Genomic DNA, 18,189 nt, shown 5'->3' with positions numbered 1-18,189 from the left:
CGCCCGAACTTACAATTAGAACTTAATAAAGAGTAAATAATAAAGAATATCGGATGTTCTTTATTAACTATTATTTATTCTTTGGTCAATTGTAAGTTGACGAGGAGAGGGATTATCGAACTTTCGGCGGATACCCTCAGGCTAGAGCTATTAGCCTAAAACTAAATTCTTAAAAGTTAGGAGCAATCCTAATTACAAAGGAATTTAAGAATAGCTAGTTTGAACTTTGAAATTTAAATATACTGGAGGTAATCTATATGTGTGGAATTGTCGGTTATATTGGAAAGCAAGAGGCTACTCCTATCTTGGTAGAAGGATTAAAGAAGTTGGAGTATCGTGGCTATGATTCAGCAGGTATTGCGTTATATAATGAGGGAAATACTGATATCTTTAAAATAGTCGGTAAATTAGATAACTTAAAAGGTTTAACTGATAAAGAAGAGCCTAAGGGGAGTATTGGAATCGGTCATACCCGTTGGGCAACTCATGGTAAACCATCTACTCCTAATTCTCATCCCCATACTAGTGCTAACGGAAAGTTCACAGTAGTTCATAATGGAATCATTGAGAATTATATGAAGTTGAAGGAAGAATTAAAGGGTAAAGGTTATGAATTTAAGTCAGAAACTGATACTGAGGTAATCCCTAATTTAATTCAGGAAAATTATGATGGTGATCTAGAAGAAGCAGTTAGAAAGACAATTGCCAGATTAGAAGGTGCTTATGCCTTAGTAATCTTATCTTCTGAGGAGCCTGATAAATTAATTACTGTACGAGAAGATAGTCCTTTAATTATAGGTTTAGGAGAAGAAGAGTACTTTATTGGTTCTGATATTCCAGCTATTTTAAAGCACACTGATGAAGTTTATATCTTAGATGATGGTGAAATGGCTGTAATTACTCGTGCTGGAGTAGAGTTATCTACTGTAACAGGTGATCAAGTAGATAAAGATGTATTTAAGGTTGATTGGGATCCTGGTATGGCAGAGAAATCAGGGTTTGACCACTTTATGTTAAAAGAGATTCATGAGCAGCCAGAGACTTTAAGAAGATGTACTGCTGGTAGGCTAACAGAGACAGATATAGAGTTAGCTAATTTCAACTTAACAGCTCAAGACATTAACTCCTATAATAAGATTTATATTGTAGCTTGTGGAACTGCCTATAATTCTGGGTTGGTTGGAAAGTATGCCATTGAGAAACTAGCAAAGATTCCAGTAGAGATTGATGTTGCTTCTGAGTTTAGATATAGAGATCCATTAGTAGATGAAAGCACTCTAGTAATTGTTGTTAGTCAATCAGGCGAGACAGCAGATACTTTAGCAGCTTTAAGAGAAGCTCAAGATAAAGGTGCTAAGGTAGTGGCTATTTGTAATGTCGTTGGTAGTACAATTGCCCGTGAAGCCGATGATGTTATTTATCTGCAAGCTGGACCAGAGATTGCAGTTGCTTCTACTAAAGCTTACATTGGAATGCTAATGTCCTTTTATATGTTAGCTATCTATTTTGCTAGAGCTAAGAAGACATTAAGTGATATAGATAGTAAGAGGTTAATTGATGGACTTAAGGCTCTACCTAATCAGGTACAGGACATTATCAATAATAGTGAAGAAGATATTAAAGAATTATCTAAAGGATATGCAGACCATGAGCATGCCTTCTTTATTGGAAGAAGTATCGATTATGCTGTAGCTGTAGAAGGTCAATTAAAATTAAAAGAGGTTTCTTATCTCCATTCAGAAGCCTATCCAGCTGGTGAGTTAAAGCATGGAACCTTAGCTTTAATTGAAGAAGGGATTCCAGTAATCGCTTTAGCGACTCAGAAGTCGGTAATTGATAAGACTTTAAGTAATATTAAAGAGGTTAAAGCTAGAGGTGGAGTTGTAACGGGAATTATTATTGAAGGTGAAGAGGAAATTGAAGATTTAGATTATAGAATTGAAATACCTAAGGCAGATGAGTTATTGACTGCTATCCTGTCAGTAGTACCAACTCAGCTATTAGCGTATTATGTAGCTGTAGAGCGCGGTTGTGATGTTGACCAACCACGTAACTTAGCTAAGAGTGTAACGGTAGAATAAATATAAAACCCTTGAAGAATTATATAATTCTTCAAGGGTTTTATATTTATTAGTTAATGTGTTTTGTTTGCAAACTATAAAGATAACATGTGAAATTTTTGCTTATCTATTTATTGAATGATTTTAAAGAAACAAGTTGGTTCATAGTTAAAAAATCAATCCATTTATTTAACCTTTATATCGACTGTTTCATCATCAACCTGATAACCATCAGTTACTACAAATTTTATTTCATAATCTCCTGTTTGATTATATCTTGGAACCCAGCTGAATTCTTGATTAACTGGATCAAAGGTAGCGCCATCAGGAAGGTTAAGGGCATAATAGTCTATATCATTGTCTTCCTCATCTTCTGCATAGATTTTAAAGCTGATTTTTTCACCTGGATGAATTTTTTTATCTTTTATATCTTTAAGATCAGGACCTTCATTTTCTCCTTCAGTTGGGTCATAGTCATCATCAACTTCTAGATCTAATTTATCAGCAATATCATCCCAACGGACTAGTTTATGATTTGAATAATCTGTTCCATCATTGCTATGGTCATGTGCAATAAATAGGCCTTTTGGGAATAAATCACCTAAATCAACGTTTGTCACATCACAGCCATCAGTTTCAGTAGTCTTATCAATTTCATCGGTTGCTTCTATTGAGAAGGTACCTATATATTCATTATTTTTTCTGTTGTATATTTGGTAAGTGCTATTTCCTTGACTAGAGCAGATAAGATAGCCTTTTTCCTTATCATTACAATAATACAGTGTAACACCTTCAACATCAGCGGTTAGATGTCCTCCAGCTGATGAATCTGTAGAATCAACCATAGTTCGCTTATCACCATCTTTAGGTTCAGCTCCATATCGCCAAAGGCCTACTTCTTCTTCTCCAATATAGAAGGCTCCAAGTTCATCATCTGCAACACAACCCTCCACCTGACTTCCTACATTAAATTCACGTACCATATTTCCATTTATGTAGCCACTTTCTCCATTAAGTTCCCATTGCTGAACTGTGCCATCTTTCCAGTTAACAAAGAAGTAAAATTTATCTGTCTTAGAACTATGATACATAGCACCACCATATGGTTTGCGTTTGTATAAAGGAATATCACCTAAAGACTTTAATTGTCTAGTAACAGGATTTACTGTATAGAAACTAAGGCATTGATTATTCTCATTAACCACACCAATTAGGGCAATTACTCTATTTCCCAGAGTAAAATTATATCTAATATCAAGATTATTCATGTCACTTTCAACTTCAGTGTATTGCCTTTCAGTTCCGTCTAGATTCCATACATAAAGCCCTCCGTGTTTGTCATCACCAATTATTAAACTAAGTTCTTCATCCTCTGGGTGAATCCATATGCAAGTATCATCTGCTGTATCGCCAAAATTATGAGCAGATTCTGTTTCTAAAGTAGGATAGACTGTGACAACATTATCATTAGCATTTACCTTTGAAACAAATATACTTACTGTCATTAACAAAGCCACAACAACAATATAACCTTTCATTTTTTTCAATACACTACTCTTCATAAAAACATCTCCTTTTTTATTTTTATAATAACATATATTTCAATATTAACATGTGTTTTCAAAATATACCAATATATTTTTGATTTTTAAATATGGTATAGATGCTAAAATTATAATATTTAATTGAACTAATTCCAATCTGTAATAATTTGGTTATATAAAGTTTCTCTTAATGGATTCATTGGTTAACTAATCTAAATAAATATTTTGATTTTGCTAAAATAAATTTCAATAAAAAAGAGGAAAATTATAAAAATTAATAGAAATTAACATTAAACTATAAATTAATAGAAAGGATTGATAGAATGAAAAGATATTTAGTTATCATTGGTCTAATATTAATTATAATAAGTATAGCCAAAGTGGAAGCTAAAGGTCTGATAAATATCGAGAAGAGACTAGAGTTTAAAGAGGGGCAGTGGTTAAACTCTTATCCTGTAGAGTGGGATTATCAGGCTGAACTAGAATATCTAAATAATAAGAAGAATAAAGGGTTAGCAACAGTTCTTGCCACTATTCCATCCTTAGGTCACTACTATGCAGGCGATTGGGATAGAGGGAGAAAGTTTTTATATGCAGAGGTGATTGAGGTTATAATAATGATGTTAAGCTTTGATGATGACTTTGATTATAAAGATCCATCTAGAAAAGAGATTATTGGAATGATCTCTTCAATGGCATTTGTGGGAACGAAATCATGGGAGTTGTTAGATGCTTATCGAAGTGTTGAAATTAGCAATGCGAAGCTCAAAGATAATATCTCTTTAAGGCTACAGAGAGGAGAATTAAAGGCAACTGCTGAATATAAATTTTAAAAGTTATCAATAATCCCTTGAATTTAAATTCAGGAGATTATTTTTTTTAGGATATCAAATAATAACTGTGGTTCTATATAAACAAAGATAATTGACTACAATCTAATCTAAATATCAATTAAATTTTGATCAGAGCAAGGAGAAATAGGAAATTTGTAGAAGTTATTTATAGAAGAAGATAATAGATAAGGAGCTAGATGATGAAGGGGATAGGGATTGATATTATCGAGATTGAACGGATTAAAGATGCTATTTTAAGTAAAACTAGATTTAAGAATAGATTCTTTACAGAGGGTGAGATCGCTTATTGTGAGTTACATAAATCTCCTTGGGCTCATTATGCTGGTCGCTTTGCAGCTAAGGAAGCTATAGTTAAGGCTTTAGGGACAGGCTTTAGAGGCTTTAAATGGCAGGATATAGAGATAGTTAAAGATGAATTAGGAAAGCCTAAAGTTGTATTGCACAATCAAGCCAATAAACTTGCTCAAGAAGAGGGAATAACAGAGGTTATGATTAGTATCTCTCACAGTAGAGATTATGCAGTTGCAAATGCAGTAGCGATATGACTTCTAATGTACAATGAGTAATTTACAATTGACAATTAAAATCATAACAGATCAAATTCATAAGATACTTAATATTTTGATTAAATTCATTTTAAGAACTTAATCTTTTAACTGTATATTGTAAATTATCAATTGCTTTTAATTGGGGGTGAATTCAAATGAAGGTAGTAACAGGGGCTGAGATGAAAGAGATCGATAGATATACTATTGAAGAGGTTGGTATCTCTGGTCTAGTTCTGATGGAGAATGCAGGTAGAGAGGTTGCTCAAGCTGCTGTAGAACTGTTAGATGATTTAAAGGGTAGCATGGTAATCGTCTTAGCAGGTAGAGGAAACAATGGTGGAGATGGTTTTGTTGTCAGTAGATTATTGATAGAGCAGGGGTTTGAAGTCAAGACTATTCTGTTAGGCAAGAAAGAAGACATAAGTGGAGATGCTAAGGTAAATTTAGAGATTTTAGGTAAGTTAGAGGCTAAAGTCTGGGAGATAAGTAGTAAAGAAGAGGTGCTAGAGCTAAAGCTGCTATTAGATAAGGCGGATTTAATAGTAGATGCTCTCTTGGGTACAGGAATTAAAGGAGAGTTGAGAGGGTTATATCCTGAGGTGATTACTTTGGTCAATAACTCACCTACTGCTGTAATTGCAGTGGATATTCCTTCAGGTATAGAAGCAGATACAGGAAGAGTGGTAGATACAGCTATTGAAGCTGATGAAACTATCACCTTTGCTCTACCAAAGATAGGGAATATACTCTATCCAGGAGCAGATTTTGTGGGGGATTTAAAGGTAGTGGATATCGGAATTCCTCAGATGGTGATTACTAAGCAAGAGTTTAAGATAGACTTAATCACCTCTAAGTTGGTCAATTATCTCCTGCCTATTAGAGCAGCCGATAGTCATAAGGGAAGCTATGGGAAATTATTATTGGTAGCTGGGTCAACTGGTATGACTGGGGCGGCAACCTTGGCTACTCAGGCAAGCTTAAAAATAGGTGCTGGTCTAGTGACTCTAGGAGTTCCAAGGAGTTTAAATCCTATCCTAGAGATTAAGCTGACAGAAGCGATGACCTATCCTTTAGGTGAGAGTAAAGAAGGGATTTTATCAAGGGAGTCTGTAATTGAGATTAAAAAGCTACTAAATGATAGAGATGTATTGGCAATTGGACCTGGCTTGACTGCTAATGATGAGATTGGTTATATTGTTAATCATCTTCTGGAAAAGACAGACAAGCCTGTGGTGGTTGATGCTGATGGGTTAAATGTTATTTATGATTTAAACATTTTAAAAGGGAGAACTGCTCCTACAGTTTTAACCCCTCATCCAGGGGAGCTGTCTAGACTGATTAATCAGCCTATAGAAGCAATCAGAGTTAATTCTATTGAGATAGCTAAGGATTTTGCCAGGGAATATAATGTTATCTTGGTTTTGAAGGGAGCTAGAACTATTATAGCTACTCCTCAGGGAGAGATTTATGTGAATTCTACTGGTAATTCTGGTATGGCTACTGGTGGTAGTGGAGATGTCTTGACAGGTTTAATCTCTGGGTTACTTGCTCAAGGTATTGATGGAAGATCTGCTACTATTATAGGTGTATATCTGCATGGTTTGGCTGCTGACTTGGCAGCAGAGGAGTTAACAGAGTATTCTTTATTGCCAAGTGATATTATAGATTATTTACCACAAGCTTTAAGAACAGTAATGAGTGACGAGTAATTGGTAAAGAGTAAAGAGCTTAAGAAATTAAGTTACTAAAAGCTGTGTAGGTTTTATTTGTAATTTTGGCTTTAGTACTCTTAAGTTTTTTACTCGTTACTTGTCACTTGTTACACGTCACTGATTACTAAATTCAAGGAGGGGTTATAATGCTAGCTAAAGATATCATGACTAAAGAAGTGGTTTCAGTAAAACCTGAACAGACTGTAAAAGAGGTAGCTAAAATATTAACAGATAATAAAATCAGTGGAGTACCAGTAGTTGAAGATGGTAAGCTAATAGGGATTGTTAGTGAGGGTGATTTAATAACTCGAGATAAGAAGCTACAATTTCCTAACTATGTTTATTTCTTGGATAGTGTCTTCTATTTAGATAGTTTAGAGAAGTTTGAGAAGGACTTTAAGAAGATGGTTGGAGTTGAAGTTAAGGATATCATGACAGAAGATGTCATAACTGTTAGCCCTGATACTGAGGTAGAGGAGATAGCTACTATCTTAACTGAAGATGGGGTCAATCGTGTTCCTGTAGTTGAAGATGGTAAATTGGTTGGTATTGTTAGCCGTGGAGATATTGTTAAATGTATTAGTGAAGGGTTACTAGATTAAGTTTAAGTCTGAGTTTAAGTATAAAAAATTAAATAGATGTAGAGTATATTTTGATAGATTTTTGACGATTATAAACTTTTTTGCTATACTCATTAATGTAAATACACCCATATGGGTGTATTTTCTTATGAAGGGAGTGTAGAGTTTATAATATGCTTAATTTAGTTATTAGAGATTTGGTTAGAGGTACGGGACCTGGTGATATAGTAGGGGCTTTTATTAATGAGGCCAAAATAGAGTCTAGTCAGATTGGGAAGATTGATTTTCAAGATAATATTGCTTTGGTAGAGATAAATGATAGTATTGCTGAAAAAGTAGCAAAGGTGATGGATAATAATAAGATAGCAGGTAAAGAAGTTAGGGTTGAGATCGATAATGATTTTAAAGAGAGATTAGAATATATAGATGATTATGTCAATAATTATAGATATTTAGTACAATTAGAACGCAAAGAAGAGATGAGAATTCAAGAGCTAGAGATCAAGAATTTAACTGGAAAGCAAAGGGAGAATAAGGGACGAGCTATCTTACATTTAAGGGGTAGAGATCAAGGACAAGGATTTGCTGGAAAGTCCTTAGTTAAGTTTATTAGACAGAGAAGGGGAGAGGTATTGCCTGATACTCAGATTGGTGTGGGAGATTTAGTAATGATTAGTAAAGCAAATCCTTTGGCTAAAGATAATCCTACAGGAACGGTAGTAGAGATGACTAATTATTCTATTACTGTAGTTTTTGACAAGAGACCACCCAAATTTATTTACAGTAAGGGTTTGAGATTAGATTTGTATGTAAATGATATTACCTTTCAAAGAATGTTAGCGGCTTTGGGTAGGTTAAAATCTGCTCAAGGTAGGCTGGCAGAGTTGAGGGATAAGATATTAGGATTAAAAGATATAGAATTTGGGGAAGATATATCTATTAATCTTAAAAATAAACTCTTAAACTCATCACAACAAGAAGCAGTAAAGGCTGCTTTAGCAGCCAAAGATTTATTTTTAGTCCATGGACCTCCAGGAACGGGAAAGACGGTAACTGCCATTGAGATTTTGGAGCAGAGTATTGAGCAAGATAAGAGTATCTTGGGCACAGCAGATTCCAATACAGCTGTAGATAATCTGGTAGAGCGATTGGTCAAAAGGGGTAGAAAGGTATTAAGGATTGGACATCCTGCTAGGGTGACACCACTTTTAAGGGAGCATACCCTTGATTATTTAATTAACGAACATCCTAAATATCAACAGGCTAAGCAAATTAGAGAAGAAGCCTATCAGCTTCTAGAAGACCAGAAGAAGTATACCCATCCTAGCGGTAGATGGAGAAGAGGGATGAGCAATAGTCAAATTAAGTCTTTGGCAGAAGATGGTCGTGGTAGTAGAGGAATTCCTGCTAAGAGGGTTAAAGAGATGGGTGAATGGTTAAAACTACAGGATAAGATTGACAGTTTATTCACAAGAGTTGATAGCTTAGAAGAGGAAGCAGTTAAAGAGTTAATTGATGACGCTGAGGTAGTCTGTACAACTAACTCTACAGCAGGCTCTGAAGTTCTAGCAGCAGAGACCTTTGATTTATTATTAGTAGATGAAGCTACCCAAGCTACAGAGCCTTCTACCTTGATTCCCTTAGTTAAAGTAGATAAGGCTATCTTAGTTGGTGATCATAAGCAGCTACCTCCAACTATATTAAATCAAAAGGCTGAAAGTTCAGGTCTAGCAAGATCCTTATTTGAAAGGTTATTAGATGTTCATGGCTCTGAGATTAAGAGTATGCTAAATACCCAGTATAGAATGAATGAGCAGATAATGAACTTTGCTAGCCAGAAGTTCTATAATGGTAATTTACTAGTGGCTTCTGAGGTCAAAGATATCAGTCTTAAAGATTTAAATATCAATAGCTTTGCAGGAAATTCTCCAGCCGAGCAGGCTTTTAATCGTCAAGAAGGGATCATATTCTTCGATACTCAAGGGATGGAAGCCCCTGAACGCTCTAAACAGGATTCTAAGTCTATCTATAATAGAATCGAAGCAGAATTGAGTGTAGAGATTATCAAACATGGTATCAGTGCTGGGCTTAATTCTAATCAAATTGCTTTAATTTCTCCTTATAAAGCCCAAGTTGCTTTGATTAAGAGGTTACTTAAAGGTGAAGAGATTGAGATAAATACTGTAGATGGCTTTCAAGGTAGAGAGAAGGAGGTGATTATCTTATCATTAGTCAGAAGTAATCGCCAAGGTAATATTGGCTTCTTAAAGGATCTTAGAAGGTTAAATGTCTCTATTACTAGAGCAAAAAGAAGGTTGATTGTTATTGGCGATGCTGCTACTATAGCCAATAATTCAACTTATAGTAATTTAATAGAATATGTTAAATCTAATGGATATTACTACAAATTATAAAGGGTATTTGGAATAAATTACATGTCTGCACTAACTAATAAATTTTCCACTCTATTGACATCTGGCATATAAAAATATATAATTACTTTAGTGGCTTTTTGTATAGTTATAACTTATTATGAGGTGATAAAATACTATGGGTCAAAGCCAATTCCTAAAAAGAAGAGTTTATAGTAAGGTAGAAGATAGAGAAAAATTAAAAGAGAGATTGAAAAGAGGCTATTGCCAAATGGCAGAGATAAACTTGAAATTGGCCCAAGAGGGATTACCAGCAGATAGAGAGGCTTATCAATATTTTTAGAATATATAGAGACGTTAACAACGTCTCTTTTTATTCATTAAAATGTATAAATTACGGAAAAATGTAAAAACTAGGGTATAGATTATTTTTTTATCCCTGTTCAATCATAAACTTATACACGTTATAAAACTATTAAACATATATTAATGTAAGTTTGAGCTACAACTTGGAGGTGTTCTTTTTGACTACTAATTTAAAGAAGGTTATGATCAGTCTGCCAAATAATTTATTACAAGAAATCGATGGCTTCATTAAAGAGGATAATCAAGATCGTAGTCAATTTATTAGTGATGCTATGGAAGTCTATGTTAATCAACTGCGTAGCAGTAAATTTCGAGATGAGATGAAACAGGGATATTTAGAGATGGCCAAAATAAATCTTTGTATAGCAACAGAATGCTTTATGGTTGAGAATAACACCTTTTTTAATTATGAGGCTAGATTAGCGGAGTGTGATTAAATTGACAATTAAACGAGGTGATGTTTACTATGCAGATTTGAACCCTGTTGTTGGTTCAGAGCAAGGGGGGATTAGACCTGTATTGGTAATACAAAATGATATCGGAAACAAGTATAGTCCTACAGTAATTATTGCAGCAATTACTTCTAAAATCGATAAAGCAAAACTTCCTACTCATGTAGAGATTGATTCAACAACCTCTAGTTTAGATAGGGATTCAGTTATTTTACTTGAACAGATTAGGACTATAGATAAGAAACGTTTAAAAAGACATGTAACTCATCTCGGTGATAAGATAGTAGAGGAAGTAAATAAGGCATTAGAGATTAGCATTGGTCTAGTTGAATTATAAATTTAACCCTGTAGCTAAGTAATTTAAATTACTTAGCTAAAATTATTTTTTGTTATCTTTATCTTCCTTGATTAATATATATGTAGTAGCCAATGGCTAGTAGCTATTAGCTAATTTGAATTAAGGAAGTGAGATTATGGATGAGATTATCAAGTTTATTGAAGGTATAGAAGAGCAATTGATTACAATCAGAAGGGATATTCATCAATATCCTGAAATGGGTTTTGAAGAGTATAGAACCTCTCAAAAGATATTTGATTTTTTAAAGAAGCTAGATTTAGAGGTTAAGAGAATAGCTACCACGGGAGTAGTTGCTTTATTAGATTGTGGAGAAGGACCAGTGATTGCTTTAAGGGCTGATATTGATGCTTTACCGATTGAAGAGAAGACTAAGGTTAGTTATAAGTCCAAGGTTACAGGGGTAATGCATGCCTGTGGACATGATGGACATACTGCAATACTCTTGGGTGTAGCCAAGGTATTGAGCAAGTTTAGAGATAGGTTAAAGGGAAAGGTGAAATTTATCTTTCAACCAGCAGAAGAAGGACCAGGAGGGGCTTTACCTTTAATTGAGGCAGGAGTTTTAGAAGAACCACAGGTTGATAACATCTTTGGACTACATGTAGAGGAGTCACTTCCTACTGGGACTATAGGGGTACAACCTAAGGTAGGGTCGGCAGCAGCAGATGAGATTGATCTACTAATTAAAGGAAAGGGCGGACATGCAGCAGCACCACACCAAGGGGTAGATGCAATTATAACTGCCAGTCAAGTAGTAACAGCCTTACAGACTGTTGTTAGTAGGCAGATTAATCCACAAAAATCAGCAGTAATTAGTTTAGGAACTATTAATGGTGGATATAAGAGAAATGTCATTGCTGATGAAGTTGAGATAACAGGAACAGTACGGACAACTGACCCTGACTTAAGGAAGATGATGCCTGAAATGATAGAACAGATTATTAGAGGTATTACTTTAAGTCAGAGGTCTGATTATAATCTTGATTATAGATTTGGTTATCCAGTTCTAATCAATTCGACAGAATTAGTACATGAACTCAAAGATGCTATAGGAGCAATCCCCTATGTTGATGAGATTAAGTATATCTCCCAATCTTCTATGGGGGCAGAGGATTTTGCTTATTACTTACAGCAAGTACCTGGTATTTTCTTTAGATTGGGGGCAGCAGACCCTAGTGAAGATTATTATCCTGGTCATCATCCTAAATTTAATTTTGATGAAAGAGCATTAAAGATAGGAGTGGCACTTTTTGTCTATATTACTTTAAATAGAATAGAGGAGTAATGCTACTATTTATAGAATATATCAAGTAAGATAAATTACTTTGCTTATTATAACTTTGTGATTTTAAGCTGTAATTTAATGATTTCTTTATATTGATAATTTCAGTATCAGGTGCTTAGATAGTTAGGGAGGTAGATTAAACTTAACTTTCTAAAACAAATAAGTTTTTAGAATATATTTATTGTCTGCTTAAACTTATTCTTAGATTGAGTCTAAGTTGCTAAAGGAGATTAGCGTTTATAATGAAAAAAACATAGTAGATATAGTTAAATATTGTTGATAAAGATGATTAATACAGCAATTTAGTAGCTAGTGGCAGGTCAATAGTAAAATTACTTACTATTGACTTGTCACTAGTTGTTTCTCACTGTCTTAACATAGTAATTTGGAAGGAGGAGATTATGAAGTTGAAGAGATATTTGTTGGCTTTTATTTTAATGATAATGGTAGTTCTGTCTACTCCAATTAAAGCAGAAGAGATATCTGCTAAAGATTTATTAGCAGATGTAGTCTCTCAGTTAGAGCAAGTAAAAGACTTTAAAGGGACAATTGTATCTAAATTATATGTAGGTGAAGAAGTAATAGGTTATCGAACCCAAGTGATGAAATCTGAAACTAGGTCAATGAGTCATAATTTAAGTGATTATAGTCAATTAGCAGCAGAAGAGAATAGGTTATTAAACTCTATTCCATGGATTTATTTACCTCCAGATTATAATACTTTAAAGAACTCCCTACCTTTAAAGGGGCAATTAGACTACCAAGAACCTTTATCTGACTTAAGAGATTTATATAATATAGAGTTATTAGGTGAATCTATTGATGGTAAGCGAGAAGTTTATATTATCCAGTTGGAGAATATGCTCACTCTGCAAAGAGTATTTATTGATAAGGAGTATAAGACTATCTCTAAGGTCGAAATCTTTAATGGAGCTAATATTAGGTTAGCAACTATTACTTATGAAGATATTACTCTATTTGATTCTAGCATCTGGCTACCAGTAAAGATGGTGGTCAATGATGGTGGAGGAAAGCTATTAATGGAAGTTATCTATCAGAATTGGGATGTTAATATTGGTTTGACCGAATTTGATTTTGCTAAAGGCTTTGATACAGATTATCAGACTAAAATCAAACAGCTTAAAGAGAAGTTAGAAGAGCAACGGAATAATGATAAGCTATATTGGTTATTAAGTGATTTATATGTCAAGGATGGCAATTTGACAGAAGCTGTCAATAGTCTACAGAATGCTATTAGAATAAAAGATAGTATAGAGTATAGAAAGAAGCTTGTAGAGATATATCAGATGCAAGGAAGATATAGAGAGGCCTTAGGTGAGATTAGAGTAGCATTACAATCAGTTTATAATGATGCAGAGCTAAATTATCTATTGGGAGAGGTACAGCTACAGTTAGGTAGAATCAACAATGCTCGTTATTCTTTAGAGAAAGCAATTGATTTAGAACCTAAGAACACTCTTTATCTAGAAAAGCTTTTTTGGGTTTATAGTAATTTAGCCGATGAATATGGTAAGTATATGTTAGATCGTGCTGAAGGTGTAGCAGAGAAATTAGTAAAATTAGAACCTAAGAATAAGAACTATAGAACCTATTTAGCTGATATCTACCTGGAAAAAGGTGAAGAATTTAAAGCTTATCAGTCTTATTCTAAATCAGTTGAGTTAGCACCTGAGGATACTTGGGTTTATATTAAATTAGCTCAATTTTATGATAAGGTAGGTAAAAGTAACAAGGCAGAAGAATTATATGAATATATCGTTTGTTTAGATGATTCCTTAGAAAATCAAAGGCGTTTAGCTGACTTTTATTTTAAGATAGGAAAATATGAGCTGGCTTTAGAGGAGTATCAGGCATTACAAAATAGAAGTGCAGGTAATTTAAATTTAAGATTTAAGGTAGCAGAAAGCTATTTAGCTATTGGTGATAATGAAAAAGGGCTAAGCATATTTACTAAGATTTTAGAAGAGAATAACTTTGGAGAGTTCTATTTGCAGATTGGAGAGATAGTTAAGAAGTATAACCTTGATGCAGCAATTGATATTTACCATTCTGCATTACAACAAGAGGGATTATTAACAGAAGAAGAGGTAGGTGAGATTCACAGACGTTTAGGGTATATCTATTTTGAAGAAGAAGGTCAGAAGGAATTAAATAAGTTAGACCAGCTATTGGAGATTGATTCTCAAGCAAAAATTTATCAACTGTTGGGTAAGTATAAGTTTTCAGCTGGTGATTTAGATCAGGCTATCTCTTATTTTAAACTAGCACTTAATCGGCAGGATAATCTAGAGAATCATTATAATTTAGCTATAGCCTATTTAATAGTTAATCACATTGATTTGGCTAAAGCAGAAGCAGAGCAGATAATAACCGCTGGAGAAGAGGCACTAGGAAGAGAGCTATTGGAATTGATTGATAGGATAGGTGATTTGGAGCAAGACTACAAAGATATCTATGTACCAGGAAGGATTAACCGAATCAAAGGTGATAGGTTACGTCAGCAAGGTAGATTAACTGAAGCCTTAGTGAAGTATAGAGAATCTATCTATGAGAATTATGATTATAAGCTGTCATACTTTTATGTAGGTCTTATCAGTGGAATTAGAGAGGATAATCTACAACTGGAGATGGCTAAATCTGTCTTAGAAGGTGAAGAACTCAGACTATTACAGGATTTATTAGTTCATATAGAAGAGATTAATCAATTTTAGATTTTTAACTACTAGCTATTAATAGCTAGTAGTTAATTTTTTTTTGATAAATTTATATTAATTCTACTTGTAGTTAAGGCTTAAATGATGATATTATCTAAGTGGTACTTTAGTATAATTAAATAAGCTAGCTTTTATTAGGATAGACTAGAGAAAAGTGAAGGAAAAAAAACATATGTGGAGAATGAAGTTATTATAAAGTTACTATCTATTAAAGAAATAGAGGAGATTTTAGATAGTTTTGAAGATTTACTGGATAACAATATAATGAGTTAATTATAATATAATAAATAAAGAGGTGGAATTTAATAATGATTAAAATCAATACTAGCAATCCCGAGGAGACTTTCAAGGTAGGAGAAGAATTAGGAAAGAAATTAGCACCTGGAGATATTGTTTGCTTACAAGGAGACTTAGGAGCTGGTAAGACCAGTTTAGCCAAAGGAATTTGTGCAGGATTAGGGGTTAAAGCTGATATTACTAGTCCAACTTATACTATTGTTAATGAATACAGAGGCAAGTATAAGGTCAATCATATGGATCTTTATCGTATTCGCCAAGAGGATGAGTTATTTGATTTAGGCTTTGAAGAGTACTTATATGGGGATGGTGTGACTATTATTGAATGGCCTGATAAATCAGGGGCATTGATGCCTGACCAATATCTAGATATTAATTTGAGGGGAGAAGGAACTGATAGAGAGATTCGGATTATTCCCCAAGCAAATAAATTCATTGGATTAATGGCGGAGTTGAAAAAAGATGTTGACCTTAGCAATTGATAGTTCTACAAATGCAGGAAGCGTGGCTTTGATTTCTGAAGATGGTTTGATAGGTGAGGAGTTATTGAATTTAACTAATACTCACTCTCAGCGATTGATGCCCCAACTGGTTAGCTTACTAGAGAACTCTAGTTATGAACCTCAAGACTTAGAAGGAATTGGTGTAGGGTTAGGACCAGGTTCTTTTACTGGAATCAGAATTGGTCTAACTACAGCTAAGACTATGGCTCAGGCATTGCAGATACCTATGATAGGTGTATCTACTTTAGAGGCTATAGCTTATAATCTAAAATATACTTCTGCTTATCTATGTCCAATGATAGATGGCCGCAGGGATAGGGTCTTTACTGCCTTATATAAAGGCAAGGGCGAGGAGAACTTAGAAGCAGAAAGTCAAGAGTCTTTAATTGCGATTGATGATCTACTAAAAGAGCTGGCTGATATAGATGAAGTTATTTACTTTATTGGAGAGGTAGCTACCAAATATAAGGATAAGATTATTAAAGAGATTAAGCAGCCTAAATTTGTAAGTTCTAGTTTTAATTTACCTAAGGCTTCAATTATAGGTGAGCTATCCTTAAAGAAACTTCTTGAAGGTAAGGAAGATAATTTATTTGCTTTGACGCCTAATTATCTTAAGCGTTCACAAGCAGAGATTCAATGGGAGAAGAAGCATAATAATTGAGAGGATGTAGTTGGAGTTGAATAATATAGAGACTAGACCAATGCTACTTGCTGATATCCAAGAGGTATTGGTGATTGAAGAAGAGTCCTTTGGTAGTCCATGGTCTAAAAATGCTTTTATTAGTGAGTTGAAGAATCAATATGCTTATTATCTAGTGGCTAGTATAGGTGATAAGGTAGTGGGTTATATAGGAGCATGGCTAATCTTTGATGAGGCTCATATTACTACTTTAGCTGTTGCTAAAGAGTATAGAAGGCAAGGAATAGCCACCTTGATATTAGAGGAGCTATTTAAGGATGTTAGGGAGAATCAGATTAATAAAGCCACTCTGGAGGTCAGGGTTTCTAATCAGAGAGCCCGTAAATTATATCTTCAAGAAGGCTTTGTAGAGGTGGGGGTACGTAAGAATTATTATAGTGATAATAAAGAAGATGCGGTGATTATGTGGAAACAGCTTTAAAAGCAATGTACAATTTACAGTTTACAATTAACAATTAAAAGATAAAATTTATTAATTCTTTAATTGTACATTGTACATTGATAATTGTAAACTGAATTATTTGGGAGTTGAAGAAGTAATGAAGGAAGAATTTTTAATATTAGCAATTGAGAGTTCTTGTGATGAAACATCGGCAGCAGTAATTAAAGATGGTAAAGAGGTATTATCAAATGTGGTAGCCTCTCAGATCGATTTACATCGGAAGTTTGGTGGAGTTGTCCCTGAAATAGCTTCTCGCAAACATGTAGAGCTGATTAATCCAGTAATTGAGGATGCTTTAGAAGAAGCAGGAGTAGATTATGAGGACTTGTCTTTAGTAGCGGTTACTTATGGACCAGGCTTGGTTGGAGGGTTATTGGTTGGGATTGCAGCAGCTAAAGCCATAGCTTATGCCTATAATCTACCTTTAGTTGGGATCAATCATATTGAAGGGCATATTTATTCTAATTTCATCTCCCACCCAGAGATAGAACCACCACTAGTCTGTTTAACAGTATCAGGAGGACATACCGATTTATTATATTTTGAAGAGCTAGGTGCTTATCAGATTTTGGGTAGAACTAAAGATGATGCTGCTGGAGAGGCCTTTGACAAGGTAGCTCGAGTAATGGAGATTGGTTATCCAGGGGGACCAGCTATTGATAAATTGGCTAAAGAGGGAGATAGTCAAGCAATTGATTTACCCCGTCCATTAATTTATGATGATAATTATGACTTCAGCTTTAGTGGTTTAAAGACAGCTGTTTTAAACTACATAAATCAGAAGAAGCAGAAGGGAGAAGAGATTCCCAAGGCTGATTTAGCAGCAAGCTTCCAGCAGGCGGTAGTAGATGTCTTAACTGCTAAAGTAGTTAAGGCTGCTCAAGATAAGAAAGTTAAGAGGGTTTTATTATCAGGTGGTGTTTCTGCTAACAGCCATTTAAGAAGAGAGCTAGAAGAGAAGTTAGATGAACTAGAGATTAAGCTATACTATCCTCAGCCAAGGTTATGTACCGATAATGCAGCAATGATTGGAACAGCTGGCTATTTTAAATACCAATTGACTGGGGAGATAGCACCATATTCATTAAATGCAAATCCTAATCTTAAGTTAGGTTAAGAAAATCCTCCTGAGTTTCAGGGGGATTTTCTTACATGATTTATATTAATAATATTTATATTTTAGATTATTACACTATGATGCTAGTATAAAATCATGGACACACTTTAGTGAACATATTACAATATAACTAAGAAAGGGTGTGTCCATATGAGTTATACAGAGGATTTTAAACAAACGATAGTTGAACTTTATCAATCAGGTAATAAATCTAAATCAGAGCTTGCTCGCGAATATGGTGTTTCTAGAACTTCTATAAA

General features: G+C 34.2%; 17 protein-coding genes. 16 read left to right on the top strand and 1 reads right to left on the bottom strand.

The features are described 5' to 3' along the window. Positions 1-257 precede the first annotated feature (257 nt). Positions 258-2,081, top strand: a complete 1,824-nt coding sequence (gene glmS, locus BX659_RS16295; RefSeq protein WP_097018109.1) for a glutamine--fructose-6-phosphate transaminase (isomerizing) — start codon at positions 258-260, stop codon at positions 2,079-2,081. Positions 2,082-2,245: 164 nt separating this feature from the next. On the opposite strand, the gene BX659_RS16290 is transcribed toward glmS, so the two are convergent. Further along, positions 2,246-3,622, bottom strand: coding sequence for a phytase (locus BX659_RS16290; RefSeq protein WP_097018108.1), 1,377 nt, complete (start codon positions 3,620-3,622; stop codon positions 2,246-2,248). A 305-nt stretch (positions 3,623-3,927) separates the two neighbouring features. Between BX659_RS16290 and BX659_RS16285 the strand changes: the two genes are divergently transcribed. The 15 genes from BX659_RS16285 to BX659_RS19740 all read left to right on the top strand — a co-directional run. Further along, a complete protein-coding gene (locus tag BX659_RS16285; protein ID WP_097018107.1) occupies positions 3,928-4,437 on the top strand; it encodes a hypothetical protein in 510 nt (169 codons plus the stop codon). 197 nt (positions 4,438-4,634) lie between these two features. Next, positions 4,635-5,003, top strand: coding sequence for a holo-ACP synthase (gene acpS, locus BX659_RS16280; protein WP_172431910.1), 369 nt, complete (start codon positions 4,635-4,637; stop codon positions 5,001-5,003). A gap of 158 nt (positions 5,004-5,161) precedes the next feature. Then, positions 5,162-6,715: an NAD(P)H-hydrate dehydratase gene (locus tag BX659_RS16275; protein WP_097018105.1), complete on the top strand. Its 1,554-nt coding sequence runs from the start codon at positions 5,162-5,164 to the stop codon at positions 6,713-6,715. Between the two features lie 149 nt (positions 6,716-6,864). Next, complete coding sequence (locus tag BX659_RS16270; protein ID WP_097018104.1) at positions 6,865-7,320, top strand: CBS domain-containing protein; 456 nt, start codon at positions 6,865-6,867, stop codon at positions 7,318-7,320. 152 nt (positions 7,321-7,472) lie between these two features. Beyond that, positions 7,473-9,713, top strand: coding sequence for an IGHMBP2 family helicase (locus BX659_RS16265; protein ID WP_097018103.1), 2,241 nt, complete (start codon positions 7,473-7,475; stop codon positions 9,711-9,713). Between the two features lie 136 nt (positions 9,714-9,849). Continuing rightward, on the top strand, positions 9,850-10,014 hold the full coding sequence (locus BX659_RS19125) for a hypothetical protein (RefSeq protein ID WP_172431909.1): 165 nt from the start codon (positions 9,850-9,852) through the stop codon (positions 10,012-10,014). A gap of 181 nt (positions 10,015-10,195) precedes the next feature. Continuing rightward, positions 10,196-10,474, top strand: coding sequence for a CopG family ribbon-helix-helix protein (locus tag BX659_RS16260; RefSeq protein WP_253250738.1), 279 nt, complete (start codon positions 10,196-10,198; stop codon positions 10,472-10,474). Between the two features lies 1 nt (position 10,475). Further along, complete coding sequence (locus tag BX659_RS16255) at positions 10,476-10,826, top strand: type II toxin-antitoxin system PemK/MazF family toxin (protein WP_097018102.1); 351 nt, start codon at positions 10,476-10,478, stop codon at positions 10,824-10,826. Positions 10,827-10,962: 136 nt separating this feature from the next. Next, on the top strand, positions 10,963-12,132 hold the full coding sequence (locus BX659_RS16250) for a M20 metallopeptidase family protein (protein ID WP_097018101.1): 1,170 nt from the start codon (positions 10,963-10,965) through the stop codon (positions 12,130-12,132). Positions 12,133-12,533: 401 nt separating this feature from the next. After that, positions 12,534-14,864 carry a tetratricopeptide repeat protein gene (locus tag BX659_RS16245; RefSeq protein ID WP_097018100.1) on the top strand — a complete coding sequence of 777 codons (2,331 nt, stop codon included), beginning with the start codon at positions 12,534-12,536 and terminating at the stop codon, positions 14,862-14,864. Between the two features lie 311 nt (positions 14,865-15,175). Further along, on the top strand, positions 15,176-15,646 hold the full coding sequence (gene tsaE, locus BX659_RS16240) for a tRNA (adenosine(37)-N6)-threonylcarbamoyltransferase complex ATPase subunit type 1 TsaE (protein WP_097018099.1): 471 nt from the start codon (positions 15,176-15,178) through the stop codon (positions 15,644-15,646). Beyond that, on the top strand, positions 15,627-16,331 hold the full coding sequence (gene tsaB, locus BX659_RS16235; protein WP_097018098.1) for a tRNA (adenosine(37)-N6)-threonylcarbamoyltransferase complex dimerization subunit type 1 TsaB: 705 nt from the start codon (positions 15,627-15,629) through the stop codon (positions 16,329-16,331). Before tsaE ends, tsaB begins: the two co-directional genes overlap by 20 nt. 40 nt (positions 16,332-16,371) lie before the next feature. Further along, a complete protein-coding gene (gene rimI, locus BX659_RS16230; protein ID WP_097018196.1) occupies positions 16,372-16,791 on the top strand; it encodes a ribosomal protein S18-alanine N-acetyltransferase in 420 nt (139 codons plus the stop codon). A gap of 118 nt (positions 16,792-16,909) precedes the next feature. Continuing rightward, positions 16,910-17,929, top strand: a complete 1,020-nt coding sequence (gene tsaD, locus BX659_RS16225) for a tRNA (adenosine(37)-N6)-threonylcarbamoyltransferase complex transferase subunit TsaD (protein WP_097018097.1) — start codon at positions 16,910-16,912, stop codon at positions 17,927-17,929. A gap of 150 nt (positions 17,930-18,079) precedes the next feature. Then, positions 18,080-18,189 (top strand): helix-turn-helix domain-containing protein (locus tag BX659_RS19740; RefSeq protein ID WP_143786673.1); only part of this gene is annotated, 110 nt, incomplete at its 3' end.

It is taken from the genome of Orenia metallireducens (assembly GCF_003001995.1).
Classification (GTDB): domain Bacteria; phylum Bacillota; class Halanaerobiia; order Halobacteroidales; family Halobacteroidaceae; genus Orenia; species Orenia metallireducens_B.
Note: the sequence above shows the minus strand (reverse complement) of the source record. Positions and strands in the feature narration are given on the sequence as shown.

Coding starts and splice junctions, on each gene's coding strand:
- tsaD (WP_097018097.1), top strand. CDS start 16,910: ATGAAGGAAGAATTTTTAATATTAGCAATTGAGAGTTCTTGTGATGAA.
- rimI (WP_097018196.1), top strand. CDS start 16,372: ATGCTACTTGCTGATATCCAAGAGGTATTGGTGATTGAAGAAGAGTCC.
- BX659_RS16250 (WP_097018101.1), top strand. CDS start 10,963: ATGGATGAGATTATCAAGTTTATTGAAGGTATAGAAGAGCAATTGATT.
- tsaB (WP_097018098.1), top strand. CDS start 15,627: ATGTTGACCTTAGCAATTGATAGTTCTACAAATGCAGGAAGCGTGGCT.
- tsaE (WP_097018099.1), top strand. CDS start 15,176: ATGATTAAAATCAATACTAGCAATCCCGAGGAGACTTTCAAGGTAGGA.
- glmS (WP_097018109.1), top strand. CDS start 258: ATGTGTGGAATTGTCGGTTATATTGGAAAGCAAGAGGCTACTCCTATC.
- BX659_RS16270 (WP_097018104.1), top strand. CDS start 6,865: ATGCTAGCTAAAGATATCATGACTAAAGAAGTGGTTTCAGTAAAACCT.
- BX659_RS16290 (WP_097018108.1), bottom strand. CDS start 3,622: ATGAAGAGTAGTGTATTGAAAAAAATGAAAGGTTATATTGTTGTTGTG.
- BX659_RS16285 (WP_097018107.1), top strand. CDS start 3,928: ATGAAAAGATATTTAGTTATCATTGGTCTAATATTAATTATAATAAGT.
- BX659_RS16275 (WP_097018105.1), top strand. CDS start 5,162: ATGAAGGTAGTAACAGGGGCTGAGATGAAAGAGATCGATAGATATACT.
- BX659_RS19125 (WP_172431909.1), top strand. CDS start 9,850: ATGGGTCAAAGCCAATTCCTAAAAAGAAGAGTTTATAGTAAGGTAGAA.
- BX659_RS16245 (WP_097018100.1), top strand. CDS start 12,534: ATGAAGTTGAAGAGATATTTGTTGGCTTTTATTTTAATGATAATGGTA.
- BX659_RS16265 (WP_097018103.1), top strand. CDS start 7,473: ATGCTTAATTTAGTTATTAGAGATTTGGTTAGAGGTACGGGACCTGGT.
- acpS (WP_172431910.1), top strand. CDS start 4,635: ATGATGAAGGGGATAGGGATTGATATTATCGAGATTGAACGGATTAAA.